Annotated in this window: 11 protein-coding genes; 2 read left to right on the top strand and 9 right to left on the bottom strand. The window is 72.2% G+C overall.

From position 1 onward, the window contains the following. Nucleotides 1-75: 75 nt before the first annotated feature. From KA217_01870 to KA217_01910, 9 genes are all read right to left on the bottom strand, one after another. Nucleotides 76-2,412, bottom strand: coding sequence for a penicillin-binding protein 1A (locus KA217_01870; GenBank protein MBP7711202.1), 2,337 nt, complete (start codon nucleotides 2,410-2,412; stop codon nucleotides 76-78). 243 nt (nucleotides 2,413-2,655) lie between these two features. Beyond that, the gene (locus KA217_01875; GenBank protein MBP7711203.1) at nucleotides 2,656-4,707 is read right to left on the bottom strand and encodes a glycosyltransferase family 39 protein; all 2,052 of its coding nucleotides are present in this window, start codon (nucleotides 4,705-4,707) and stop codon (nucleotides 2,656-2,658) included. Between the two features lie 207 nt (nucleotides 4,708-4,914). Further along, the gene (locus KA217_01880) at nucleotides 4,915-5,610 is read right to left on the bottom strand and encodes a lamin tail domain-containing protein (protein ID MBP7711204.1); all 696 of its coding nucleotides are present in this window, start codon (nucleotides 5,608-5,610) and stop codon (nucleotides 4,915-4,917) included. Nucleotides 5,611-5,875: 265 nt separating this feature from the next. After that, nucleotides 5,876-6,886: a hydrogenase expression/formation protein HypE gene (hypE, locus tag KA217_01885; protein MBP7711205.1), complete on the bottom strand. Its 1,011-nt coding sequence runs from the start codon at nucleotides 6,884-6,886 to the stop codon at nucleotides 5,876-5,878. Nucleotides 6,887-6,910: 24 nt separating this feature from the next. Then, nucleotides 6,911-9,175 carry a carbamoyltransferase HypF gene (gene hypF, locus KA217_01890; GenBank protein ID MBP7711206.1) on the bottom strand — a complete coding sequence of 755 codons (2,265 nt, stop codon included), beginning with the start codon at nucleotides 9,173-9,175 and terminating at the stop codon, nucleotides 6,911-6,913. Between the two features lie 23 nt (nucleotides 9,176-9,198). Continuing rightward, on the bottom strand, nucleotides 9,199-10,299 hold the full coding sequence (hypD, locus tag KA217_01895) for a hydrogenase formation protein HypD (protein MBP7711207.1): 1,101 nt from the start codon (nucleotides 10,297-10,299) through the stop codon (nucleotides 9,199-9,201). Between the two features lie 5 nt (nucleotides 10,300-10,304). Next, nucleotides 10,305-11,177, bottom strand: coding sequence for a hydrogenase nickel incorporation protein HypB (gene hypB, locus KA217_01900; GenBank protein MBP7711208.1), 873 nt, complete (start codon nucleotides 11,175-11,177; stop codon nucleotides 10,305-10,307). A gap of 39 nt (nucleotides 11,178-11,216) precedes the next feature. Beyond that, on the bottom strand, nucleotides 11,217-11,579 hold the full coding sequence (hypA, locus tag KA217_01905) for a hydrogenase maturation nickel metallochaperone HypA (protein ID MBP7711209.1): 363 nt from the start codon (nucleotides 11,577-11,579) through the stop codon (nucleotides 11,217-11,219). Then, nucleotides 11,572-11,802, bottom strand: a complete 231-nt coding sequence (locus KA217_01910) for a HypC/HybG/HupF family hydrogenase formation chaperone (protein MBP7711210.1) — start codon at nucleotides 11,800-11,802, stop codon at nucleotides 11,572-11,574. Before KA217_01910 ends, hypA begins: the two co-directional genes overlap by 8 nt. 187 nt (nucleotides 11,803-11,989) lie before the next feature. On the opposite strand from KA217_01910, the gene KA217_01915 reads away from it, so the two are divergent. Both KA217_01915 and KA217_01920 read left to right on the top strand, forming a co-directional pair. Then, the gene (locus tag KA217_01915) at nucleotides 11,990-12,472 is read left to right on the top strand and encodes a HyaD/HybD family hydrogenase maturation endopeptidase (protein ID MBP7711211.1); all 483 of its coding nucleotides are present in this window, start codon (nucleotides 11,990-11,992) and stop codon (nucleotides 12,470-12,472) included. Nucleotides 12,473-12,538: 66 nt separating this feature from the next. Next, a complete protein-coding gene (locus KA217_01920) occupies nucleotides 12,539-12,991 on the top strand; it encodes a hydrogenase accessory protein HupE (protein ID MBP7711212.1) in 453 nt (150 codons plus the stop codon). The last annotated feature ends 16 nt before the right edge of the window (nucleotides 12,992-13,007 follow it).

The raw sequence follows: 13,007 nt of genomic DNA on the forward strand, positions 1-13,007 counted from the left end.
CTCTCTCGTTCGGGTACGCAAGTGTACCAGCAGTCGCGGCCCCGCCACGCGTGAAGTCCGGTCGCCCGGTGGAAATCAGAAGAGCTCCTCGGTCACTCTCGCCGGCGGGGCCCGGCGGAACATCGAGTCTTCCTCCGGCATCTCCCCGAAGTCATGGCTCTCGGCCGGCTCCACGGGGGCGAGCTCGACCGGGAAGGTCTCGACGATCGCGTTCGCCTGGCCGGAGTATGCGAGCTCCCCGGTGCGGGGGTCGATGCGGGCGGTCACCATGTCGGGAGGCGTGGGGGGCAGTTCGTCCGGGACCCCGGCGAGCGCGGTGCGCATGAAGTCGATCCACATGGGCAGCGCGGCCTTGCCCCCGGTCTCCCCCCGCCCCAGGGGCTGCAACTGGTCGAATCCGACCCAGGAGACCGCCACCAGGGCGTGGTTGAAGCCCGCGAACCAGGCGTCCTGGAAGTCGTTGGTGGTTCCGGTCTTTCCCGCGAGGTCCTTGCGCTTGAGGGAGAGCGCGGCGCGGGCGGTTCCCCGCCGGATCACGTCCCCCAGCATCGAGTACATCGTCCAGGCGTTGCGCGGGTCCAGCACGCGCTGGGCATTCGTCGGGGCGTCCGGGGGGCGCGCGCCCGAGGGGGACGCGCTGCCCGGGCTCGGGCACTCGGGGCAGGCCTGGGCCGGCGACGTGGCGAAGACGATGGTGCCTGCGCTGTCCTCGACCCGGTCGATGAAGTGGGGCTCCACTCGGAACCCCCCGTTGGCAAAGACCGCGTAGGCGCCCGCGAGCTCGAGGGGGGTCACGTCCCCGGTGCCGAGCGCGAGGGAGAGGTTGCGCGGGAGTCGGCCAGGGTCCAGTCCGAACAGCCGGCTGTGGCCGACCGTGAAGTCCACGCCGACCTGTTCCAGCAGCCTGATGGCCACGATGTTGCGCGAATGGGCGAGGGCCTCGCGCAGGCGGGTCGGCCCGTGGAACTCGTTGTCGTAATTGGCCGGGCGCCAGGTCTTGCCGGTGCCGGCGTCGAAATAGGAGACCGGTTCGTCCACGATGACGGTGGCGGCGGTCAGACCGCGCTCCAGCGCCGCGGAGTAGATGAACGGCTTGAAGCTCGACCCCGGCTGGCGCTGGGCCTGGACTGCGCGGTTGAACTGGCTCTGGGCGAAGTCGAAGCCCCCGACGAGCGCGCGAACCGCGCCATTCTTGGGGTCCAGGGCAACCAGCGCCCCCTCCACCGCGGGCAACTGGGCAAGGCGCCATGCGTTTCCGGTCCGCTGGACCCGAACGATGTCCCCGGGCTGTACGACGTCGGATGCCCGGCGCGGGGCCGCGCCCCGCCGGTCGGCATCCACGTGGCGACGAGCCCACGACAGGCCCGCCCATTCCAGCCGGACCTCTCCCACGTCCCGGACGTAGGTGGTGGCGCCGCGCTCCGCGACCGAGAGGACGAGCGCGGGCTGCAGGTCTCCCACGGGAGCGGAATGGGCGAGCCTCTCGTCCCAATCCCGCCAGTCCCCTGCCGTCTCGGTCCGGCCCTCGGGACCGCGGTACCCGTGACGCTCGTCGTAGGCCTCGAGGGCTCCGCGCAGCGCCGCCACGGCAGCCGCCTGCCAACCGCTGTCCACCGTGGTGTACACCCGCAGGCCTGCGGCGTAGGCGTCCTCGCCGAGCCGGCCCTCGAGGAAGGCGCGGGTCATCTCCGCCACGTAGGGCGCGTCCACCTCGGCGACCACCCCCCGCAGACGCGCGCCGTCCGCGCTCGTGACCGCCGCCCGAAAGGTCTCCTGGTCGATCCAGTTCAGCTCGAACAGCCGGCGCAGGACGTAGTTGCGACGCTGTGCCGCCTGCGCGGGCGCCGTGATCGGGTTCAGGCGGGACGGGGCCTGGGGCAGCCCCGCGATCATGGCCGCCTCGGCCAGCGTGAGGTCCCGGAGGTCCTTGCCGTAGTAGGCCTGGGCCGCCGCCGCGACGCCGTACGCCCGCTGACCGAAGAAGGTCTTGTTCAGGTAGAGCTCGAGGATCTCTTCCTTGCTGAGGGTCTGCTCGATCCGCAGCGACAGGAGGACCTCGTTCAGCTTGCGCCCGAAGGTCTTCTCCCGGCCGAGGAAGAACTGGCGGGCGACCTGCATGGTGATGGTGCTGCCGCCCTGGCTCCGGTCGCCCGTCTTGACGAGGTGCAGGGCGGCGCGGGCGATCCCGTGCCAGTCCACCCCGGGGTGGTCGAAGAAGTGCGCGTCCTCGGCGGCGAGCACGGCCCGCACCAGCATGGGCGGTACGTGGTCGAGGGTCACCGGGTCCCGGCGCTCGCTCCCGAACTCGGCCACCAGACGGCCGTCGCGCGAATAGACCCGCAACGGGACCGGCAGACGCACTTCCCGCAGGCTCTCGGGGGAGGGCAACCCCGCCGCAAGGTACCCGAGCATCGCGGGCACGAGGACGAGCCCGCCGAGCCCGACCAGCAAGAGCACGTTGTAGGGGAAACGCAGAAACCTGATCACGGCACGGTCCGGGTCGTGGGGCGCTGCGGACCTGCCCTGCAGGCCGCTCGCGGAGCGGCATAGTCTAGCAGCGGCGGTGGCCCCGGCAGCAGCAGGAGGCCCCGTACCCCGCTGTCGTTCGCGGACCCGGCGGTTTCGGGCCGGGCCGGAGGGCCCCGGTCGGCTGCCTCAGTACCGGCCCGGTGCGGGCCAGTCGGTCGGCCGGTACCCGGCGCAGCGCCAGGCGTAGAGGGTCCGCACCGGGGTGCCGTCGGGGGTTCTCGCCGGGAGGGGGGCGAGCGCCGTGCAGGCGCCGAAGGCCCGTTCCAGAGTCTCGGGCGGGTTCGGGCGAAGGGAGACGAAGAGGCCCGTGCGGCCTGCCTCCCGCTCCGCCCCCGGCCAGAGGTCGTACTGGCTCATGCGCCGACCGGAGTCCCCCGCGAGGTACACGGGTGGGCGCCCCGGCCAGTAGAACGCGAGCTCGCTCGCCAGCGTGTAGCGCGGGGCGAGGAGGAAGTCGACCGCTCCGGCCCGCTCGGCGAGCTCGGCCAGGGGCGCGCGCCAGGCCTTCATCTCCGCGAACGGGTCGCGCGCGCCCCGCAGGCCGGCGATGCCGGGAAAGTGAGCCAGGCCGGCGATGGCGAGCCCGAGCACCATCGTGGCGCGCAGGGCGTTCCGGCGCAGCCGGGAAAGCCCGGGCGCCCGGGCGCCGAGCAGGAGCAACAGCCCGAGGTAACCCGGGGTCGGCCAGTTCATCTGGACCTTGCTCCAGGCCGCCTTGAGGGCGTTGAGCCCCAGGGTCGTCACGGACACGCCCCACAGCAGACGTGGCCCATGCCCGTCCGGGGCCCTCCACAGGGCGGCGATGGCCACACCGGCGACGAGTGGCAGGGCGGCAGCGGCCTGTCCGAGCAGGAGCTCCAGCAGATTGCCCCGCTCGCCCGGGCCCAGGAGGTGGCCCTGGTCGTGGCGCAGCAGGACCCAATCGTGGCTGGCGTTCCAGCCGAGGACGGGGGCCGCGAGGGCCAGGGCGAGCGCCCCTGCGGCCCAGGGGTGCACCGTTCCCAGGGTCGCCCGGGCCCCCGGGCTGAGGAAGAGCAGCGGGGCCGCGAAGAGGGGCAGGAGCAGGATCGAGAGCTTGGTCAGCACACCCAGCCCCAGGGCCGCGCCGAGCAGGTACCACCCGGCGGGCTCGCCCCGCTCTGCGACCCGCCACGCCCCCCAGAGCCCCAGCGTCCACAGGGGCAGCAGCAGGGCGTCCGTGGTCATGACGCCGCCGAGCAGGAAGAGCAGTGGTGTCGAAACCGCGAGGGAGGTGGCCCACCAGGCCGCCCGCAGGGACCCGGAGACCTCTCGGGTCGCCAGGAAGGTCACGATCAGGAAGCCGTCGAAGGCGAGCCAGGCCGGCAACCGGACCTGCCACTCGCCGTCACCGAGCCATGCCGTGCTCGCTGCGATGAGCCAGGCGGCCAGCGGGCCTTTGGAGTAGTAGCTCCAGTCGAGATGCCGGGACCAGTCCCAGTACTGGGCTTCGTCGAAGTGGAGCTCGAGGCCGGCGGCCTGCTGGAGTGCTGCGCGAACGAGCGGCTGGGCGGCGAGCAGCAGCAGGAAGGCGAGGCGGTGGGAGCGGGGGACGGCCTCGGCGACGGGGGGAGGGTCGACCACCGCGCGGGACGGGGTGCGTTCCCCCAAGCACAGCCGAAGCCGGCACGCGACGGCCGCGCCGAGGATTCCGAGGACCGCGCCCACCGCGAGGCCGGCGAGGACCTGGCCGGGGTAGTGCCGGCCGAGGTACACACGGGAGGCGGCGACCAGGCCGGTCGCCAGGGCGAGGCCCCGGTGCCAGCCGGTCCACGGCGTCGATCGGGCGACCAGGACTGTGGCCAGGGCGAAGTTCAGGGTGTGATTGGAGACCGCCCCGTTTCCCTCCACGGCACAGGCGCGCCGTGCCCCGGCCTCCGGGCCCTGGGCGTACACCTCGAGGATCGAGCAGGGCCGCGGCTCGTGCACGACCCGCTTCAGGGCGTTCCCGGCCTGGTCCCCGAGCGCCACCGCGAGGACCAGGAACGCCCCCAGGGCGAGCCCCCTCCTGCCTGCCCGGCGCACTGAATCCAGCAGCAGCCACCCGGCCAGGGGAAACGAGAAGGTCCAACGGTCCGAGAGCCAGACGAAGACGGGATCGAGGAGGGGAGAGCCCCACCTCTCGCTCAGCCAGAGTACGAGCGACTCGTCCAGGTTCATCGGGTGGGTGTGCTCTCGGGTGACTGGGGGCGGCTGCGTGGCACGGTGGCCCGGTAGGCGAGGGTCCGTCCGCGACGAGTCGAGAGTGGACCCGGCGGGGAGTATAGGCCACGGCCCGCCGGCTTGGCCTCGGGGGAAAGAGACAGCGCCGGCGGGCGGAATGCCGGTGCGGGTCCCGGCCTCCTCGCCCGGGACCCGCAGGGCAGGTCAGGGGAGGGACCGAGGGGCGTCGGGACGTGGCCCCTGGCGGCGGCGCAGCAACCCGAGGCTGCCCAGGGCGAAGGCGAGGAGTGCCATGCTCTGGGGGAGCGGGACCGAGGGGGGGGTGCTGGCGTGCCGGCCGAGGTCACTGAAGGTGTCGACGGCGTAGGAGACCCAGCCGAGTCCCACGTCGAAGGTCCCCGTCGGGAAAAGGTCACCGGTGAGGATGTCGGCCAGCCGGCGCAGGGTCTGGTCCTTGGTGCTGATGGCGCCCGATACCCATGCGTCTCCCGGGTCCACTCCGACCTGCCCGATGCGGTCGACGGCGACCCCGTCCTGCCACAGCACGACCGCGTCGTCCCCGTTGAAGTTCAGGACTCCGCTGGTCATCTGCGCGTGGGCGAGCAGGGTCGGAGCGGCGGAGGGGTGGGTGATGACCAGGGTTCCGCTGCCTTCGACCGAGTGGCCCGCGAGGCTCAGGGTGCCCGACGGGGTCGCGCTGCCGTTGGTGAAGACCTTGACCTCGAACCCCGTGAGGTCGACGGGGAACGCGCCCCCATTGAAGACCTCGAGTGCCTTGTTGCTGCCGCTGCCCTCGACGTATTCGGAAAAGAAGACGGCGCCGGTTGCCGCAGAAGTGCTGGCGGCGAAGGCGGCGGCGAGCGCGGCGCCGCCGAGCCGGTGAACGAGCTTGCTGTGCATGAAAACGGCCTCCCAGGGTGCGGTGTGGGAGGTGCCCGGGCCGTGGAGGAGGGGAAGCGCGGGCCGCCGACCTCTTCGGCCGGCGGCCCGCAGTGGTGCTGCCGCCGCCATCCCTGGCCCGTCGCACCCCGGACCCGTTCCGTCGGGTCCGGGGAAAAGTCTACGACGGTCCGGCGGGTGCGAGGGATGGAGATTCCGCGACCGTAACGTACGAATAATTTGACGGTCGCGGGGCCCCCTGGCCCAGGCGGCCTGCGCCGGGCTCTCAGCAGATGCGGGGCAGAGGGTCGTCCTCGAGCTCGTCGAGCAGCCGTTCGCCGCCGAGCTCGGTCTCGAGGACCAGATGGGGCCTGGCCCCCGTGACGGTGCCGATCCTGCGGGCATCCTGGCCCTGGGGCAGCGCCTTCCAGGCAGCGAGGGCATCGGCGGCGGCCTCCGGGGCGACGACGGCGACGACCCGCCCCTCGCAGGCGAGGTAATAGGGGTCGTAGCCCAGCATCTCGCAGACCGAGCGCACGGGGTCGCGCACCGGGATCTCGGGCTCCCGGACGCGTACCCCGCGGCCGGTCGCCTGGCAGATCTCGTGCAGCACGGTGGCGAGCCCACCCCGGGTCGGGTCACGCATGAAACGCAGGCCGTCCAGGGGGAGGAGGGCCTGCGTAAGCGGCAGCACGCTCGCCGCGTCCGACTGCAGGTCCCCCCGCAGGCCGAACTGCTCCCGGGCGAGCATCACGGCGATGCCGTGGTCTCCGACCGGACCGCTCACCAGGATCGCGTCGCCCTCGCGGATGCGGTGCAGCCCGAGCTCCACGTGGCGCGGGCGCAGGCCGACGCCGGTCGTCGCCAGGTAGATCCCGCCGCCCTCGCCGCGGCGCACCACCTTGGTGTCGCCGGCGGCCACCCGCACGCCCACCTCGCGCGCGGCGCGGGCGAGGCTCGCCACGACGCGTTCCAGCAGGGCGATCTCCGTCCCTTCCTCGATGAACGCGTTCAGGCTGAGATACAGGGGGGTCGCGCCGGAAACGGCCAGGTCGTTGGTGGTGCCGTGCACCGCGAGCATGCCGATGTCGCCCCCCGGGAATTCGATCGGCTGCACCGTGAACCCGTCGGTGGTGAACATCAGCTGCCCGTCCCCGGGCGGCACGTCGATCGGCACCGCGTCGGCGTGCACGTCCAGGTCGGGGTTGGCCAGGTGGCGGGCGAAGACCTCTTCGATCAACTCCCGCATGAAGCGCCCACCGTTTCCGTGGGCCAGCGCGATGTGGGTGTCCTGCATGGGGGGAACCTTATCACAAGGGGCTCAGGGCCGTGCCCTGGCGCCGTATTCGATGACCTGGCCGAAGCTGATGCCGCCGTCGTTCACGGGAACCTCGCGGTTCAGGTGCACGCGGAACCCCGCCTCGGTGAGGAAGAAGGCTGCCCGCTCCGTCAGCAGCCGGTTCTGGAACACACCGCCGCAGAGTCCCACGTCCACCACGCCGGACTCCTCCCGCACCACGCGGGCGACGGCCGCCGCGACCCGTGCCAGGCTGTCGTGGAGCCCGCCGGCCCGTTCTTCCACCGCCCGCGTGTCGTCCGTCAGCCACTCGACCAGCGGCGCCCAGTCGGCGACCCACGTGTCCCCGTCCCGCACGAGGGGCAGCTCCGGGCCCCGGGCATCGGGGTCTGCGACCGCCTCGAGCCCCATGGGCCCCTGTCCCTCGTAGCTGGCCGTGAGGACGCGCCCCGTCAGGGCAGCGGCGGCGTCGAAGAGCCGGCCGACCGCCGAGGTTTCGGGGGCGTTGAGGCCCCGGGCCCAGGCGTCCCGGGCGAGGTCGGCACCGGCCGGGGCGCGCGGCCACTCCCGGCCTGAGGTCCAGCAGAGGCTTGCGGCGCTGCGCCAGGGCTCCCGCCCGGCTCGCTCACCCCCCGGAAGCCGGAACCGGCGGAAGGTGGCGACCCGGCGCCAGGCGCCGGGGCGGCCCAGGAAAGACTCGCCGCCCCAGAGGGTGCGGTCCTCGCCGAGACCGACGCCGTCCCAGGTGAGGACCAGACAGGGGCGATCGATCCCCGTCTCGCCCGCCAGGGCGGAGGCGTGGGCGTGGTGGTGGAGGATCGCGGCCGAGGGCAGTCCCTGGCGCGAGGCCCAGCGCGTGGTCGCGTACCCCGGGTGGGCATCGTGGACGAGGACCTCGGCGCGAACCCCATAGAGCTCCTGCAGGTCGGCCGTCAGTTGCTCGAGGACGAAGAGGCTGCGGGGTGTTCCCATGTCGCCGATGTGGGGCGACACCACGACGCGGTCCTCCCACGCCAGTGCCACCGTGTTCTTCATGTGGGCGCCGAGCGCGAGCACGGGGCGCGCCAAACGAAGGGGCAGGTGGAGCTCGAGCGGGGCGGACCCGCGTCCGAGGCGCAGCGGGCGCGGCGCCCCGGCGGCCGAGCGGAAGACCGGGTCGTCGGCGGGGCGCAGGATGGGCCGGTCGTGGTGCAGGAAGGCGTCTGCGACCCTGGCGAGCCGCTCCTCCACCTCCTCACCCCGGGTGAGCACGGGCTCCCCGCTCAGGTTGGCCGAGGTGGCCACGAGCGGTCCGCCAAAGTCCCGCAGGAGCAGGTGGTGCAGGGGGCTGTAGGGGAGCATGACCCCGACCTCGGCGAGTCCGGGCGTGATCCCGGGGGACAGGGTGTCCCGGGCCCTGCGCCGGGCGAGGACGATGGGCCGCAGCGGGCCGCGCAGGAGCTCCGCCTCTTCGGCCGTCAGCTCGACCGCCTCGCGCACCCGCGCGAGCCCGTCCGGACCCTCGACCGGAAACATCACCGCGAGGGGCTTGTGGGGGCGGGGCTTGCGTGCCCGGAGCCGGGCCACGGGCGCGTCGCGGCGGGCATCGCACATCAGGTGATAGCCCCCGATCCCCTTCACGGCCACGACCTGACCGGCGCGCAGGGCCTCGACGCAGGCGGAGAGGGCGGCGGCGTCCGTCACGGGGGCCCGGGCGCCCGCGTGATAGCTCAGCCGCGGCCCACAGACGGGACAGGCGACCGGCTCGGCGTGGAAACGCCGGTCCATGGGGTCTGCGTATTCCCGCGCACAATCGGGGCAGAGCGCGAAGCCGGCCATCGAGGTGTGCGGGCGGTCGTACGGCAGGCGGGCGATCAGCGTGTAGCGCGGCCCGCACTGGGTGCAGTTGATGAAGGGGTAGCGGAAGCGGCGGTCTCCCGGGTCCTCCAGCTCCGCGAGGCAGGCGTCGCAGGTGAAGTAGTCCGGCGGCACGTGGATTCGCGTGTCCGCGGACTCCTCGCTCGGGAGGATGACGAAGGACTCCAGGGGGGCGCGGGCCACGGGGACGCTCTCCCGCACCTCGGGCCGGGCGAGCGGCGGCGCCTGCCGGACCAGGTCGAGTCCGAAGGCGTCCAGTTCGGGGCCGTACCCCTGGGCCAGGACCTCTACCTGGCCGCGCTGGTTCTGGACCCAGCCGGTGAGGTGGTACCGGTGGGCCAGACGGTAGACGAACGGCCGGAAACCGACCCCCTGAACGCGCCCTGCCAGGACCCAGCGCCGCGCCTCCGGGGTGCCCCCCGCGGCGGGTATCGGCGCTCCGGGGGCTCGCTTCTTCAAGCCGCGGGGTTGTCCCGGATCCCGCCGGACCACCAGATCCGGCAGGCGCCCTCGTCCGACACCATGCAGGGTCCGACGGGGGTCCGTGGCGTGCAGGCCTTGCCGTAGAGGCGGCACTCGTTGGGGTAGATGCGGCCCAGGACGACCTTCGCACAGTCGCAGCCGGGGGGCATCTCGCCAGCGCGCTTTCGGCTCGCGTCGGCGTAGGCAGGGAAGAGCCGGCGGGCGTCGCGCGCGGCGAACGCCGGGCGCAGCGCGTAGCCCGACGCGGGGATCGTCCCGATCCCGCGCCAGTTCGCGTCGACCACCTCCATCGCCTCGGCCAGGTGGCGGCGGGCGGTGGGGTTGCCGCCCGGGCGAACGACCTCGGGGTAGCAGTTGTCCAGGAACCGCCGTCCGTCCAGGAGCTGGCGCAGGGTCGAGTACATCGCCGCCAGCAGGCTGGCCGGAGTGAACCCCGCGATGGCCGCTGGCAGGCCGTGCCGGTCGACGACGAACTGCCACTCCTCCGGCCCCATGACCGTCGCGACGTGGCCCGGGGCGATGAGGGCGTCGAAGCCCGGTGTCCCGGAGTCGAGGAGCATCGCCACCGCCGGCCAGGTCAGCCGCCCGGAAAGGAGCATCAGCAGGTTCTCGGGTGCCCCCTGCACGAGCAGGGAGGCCACCGGGGCCGTGGTGGTCTCGAACCCGGCGGCGAAGAACACGACCCTCCGGCCGGGGTTGGCCGACGCGATGGCCGCTGCCTCCTGGGGCGAGGCGATGGGCCGGATGTCGGCGCCCGCCGCCTTGGCCTGCTCCAGCGAGCGCGCCTCGCCCTGGGGGACGTTGACCGGGACGCGCAGCATGTCGCCGAACGCCACCAGGGTGACGTCCTCGTGCAGCGCGATCTGGATCGCCTCGTAGACGTCCTCTTCCGGGCAGATGCAGACCGGACAGCCGGGCCCGGGGATCAACTCGACCTGCCGCGGGAGTGCGGCGCGCAGCCCGGCCATGGTGATCGACCGCTCGTGGCCGCCGCAGACGTTCATGAGCCGCACCCGCCGGGGCAACGGCAGGGCACGGGTCCGCTCGAGCCAGAGCCGGGCCTCCTCGGCCACGGGGCCTAGCCTCCCGACCGGGGGGGCGGCGCCAGGCGCCCCGTGTGCCCGTGCCCCTGTTCCTGGGCCTGGTGCAGGCGGTCCCCATCGGGCTGGATGGCGGGCCTCCGGGTCTCGCCCCGGGCGACCCGCTCCCGGTGGGCGGTGACCTCGGAGCGCAGCCAGCCGATCCAGCGGTCCATCCCCGGTCCCTTGCGGGCGGAGAGGGAGATGACGGGGGCCTCGCTCGCCAGCGCGCGAACGTGCCGCTCCGCGCGCTCCGGGGAGAAGTCCTCCAGCACCGCGAGGAGGTCGGTCTTGGTGAGCAGCACCAGGTCGGCCGCCCGGAACATCACGGGGTACTTCGCGGGCTTGTCGTCGCCCTCGGTCACCGAGAGCAGGGTGACGTTGCGGTGCTGGCCGAGGTCGAAGCTCGCCGGGCACACGAGGTTGCCGACGTTCTCGATGAACAGGATGTCGAGGCCGGGGAGAGCGACCTGGTGCACCGCGTCGTGGACCATGTGGGCGTCCAGGTGGCAGGCGCTGCCCGTGCAGATCTGGACCGCCGGTACGCCGCGGGCCCGGATCCGCTCGGCGTCGTTCTCGGTCTCCAGGTCCCCCTCGACCACCGCGATGCGCATCTCGCCGCTCAGGGCGGAGATGGTGGCCTCCAGGAGCGCGGTCTTGCCGGAACCCGGCGAGGACATGAGGTTCACGGCCAGCACGCCGTGGCTGTCGAAGTGGGCGCGGTTGTGGGCCGCCAGGCGGTCGTTCTCGGACAGCAGCCCCTGCAGGACGTGCACCGCGATGCGCCCGTCCGGCGCCCGGTAGAGCTTGCCATCGGGCTCGAGCAGGTGGCGGTTGCCGGGCGTCACGTTGCAGCCACAGGTGTCACACATCTCGTGCGGTCCTCGCAGGGGTGGAGGTCTGAGCCCGGTCTACACGGGTGCGTCGGGGGCGGTGATCAACTCCACCCGCGCGAGCAGCATCTCGTCGCCGCTCAGCACCTGCGTTCGGTAGTCGCCGCAGGCCGGGCAGACCAGGCGGTTGGGAGGGACTTCGGCCTCGTGGCCACACGTGCGGCAGCGTACGGTGACCGGGGACTGCTCCACGTCGAGCCGGGCGCCCTCGGCGGCGGTGCCGGCTGCGGCCATGGGGAAGGCCGTCGTCAGGAGGGCGGGCTCGACCCCCGACAGCGGACCCACCCGCAGCAGGATCCGCTCGACACCCGTGGCGCGGTGCTCCCGCGCGATATCGACCACCTGCTCGATCAGGGCCTGGCAGACCGAGAGCTCATGCATCCGCTGCGGCCAGCATCAGGTCGTACATCTCCCAGGCGGACCGCGCCTCCTCCTCGGTCATCTTCTGCAGGGCGTAACCTACGTGGACCATGACGTGGTCGCCTGGCTCGACAGGCTCGTCCTGGAGCATGAACAGGCTGACCTCCCGCTCGATGCCCTTGGCCTCGCAGCGAGCGTTGAAGCCGTCCACCTCAACGACCTTCATGGGAATGCCCAGGCACATCGCGACCTCCGGGGGCCGTTACGGCGGTGAGATTGTCTATCCAATCCTTCTTAACAAGGATTAATTCACTTGTGAAGCGGCTGGCCGCAATATTAGCACCTGCTGTTACGCATGGGGAGGTGAGGTGACGGAGTACGGGAGTCAAGCAGGCCATTCAGTAGAGGGTGCCGGAACGCCACCGCCGGGAATGCGCACCCTGGTGCTCGGGGTGGGCAACCGGCTCCTCACCGACGAGGGGACCGGGGTGCACGTGGTAGAGTTCCTGGCGCGGGAGCACCCGGGTCACGAAGACATCACCTACCTGGACGGCGGTACCCTCAGCTTCACCCTGGCAGGCCCTATCGAGGACCACGACGCGCTGGTGGTGGTGGACTCGGCGCAGCTCATGGCGGCGCCTGGCACCATCGAGGTATTCGTCGGCGAGGACATGGACCGGTTCCTCGGGCGCAAGAAGCTCAGCGTGCACGAGGTGAGCCTGGTGGACCTGATGGACATCGCGCGGCTGACCGACCACCTGCCGGCCCATCGGGCGCTGGTCGGAATCCAGCCTGCGGCGATGGGGTGGGGGAACGACCCGACACCGGTCGTGGCGAAGGCCGTGCCCGAGGCGGCGGCCCGGGTTCTCGAAATCATCCGGGGCTGGCAGGCCGAGGCAAGGGCCTCTCTTTGATCTGGGTCATGCTATGACCCGTGGGGGACGTCTATAAATGCGTATCTGTCTTAAGGCTAATATACTGTGAGTGGTCTCGACGCCATCGGCGTCCGGGTGGAAGGGCCGGACTTGAAGGCCCTTGCCCGGCGGAACGCCGAGCCGATCCTGCACGAAATCCGCCATGCGCTGGCGAGGCTCCTCGAATCCGGAGAGGAGACCGTCATCGACCTCCGTGGCCTGCCGCTGAGCGACTTCGACCAGGACTTCCTGGTCGGCGAGCTCGGCGTGGGTGAGTTGGAGTGCCGGCTGGATGCGCTCGGGAAGAGCGTGATTCAGGAGACGGCTTACCACGGGGCGTGGCTGGTGACCCACTTCAACGCCGGTGAGCAGGTCATCGGGCGGTTCGTAGAGGTCACCTTCGTCCCCGCCATCTTGAAGTCCGACCCGATCGACATCCGGTCCGACCTGGACCGGCTGACGGAACGCCTTGCGGCAGGCCTGGAAGAGAGGGCTGCCGGAGAGGTAGACAGCCAGTGACACGACTGGCGCGCGA

Source organism: Gammaproteobacteria bacterium, from assembly GCA_017999615.1.
Lineage (GTDB): Bacteria > Pseudomonadota > Gammaproteobacteria > JAABTG01 > JAABTG01 > JAGNLM01.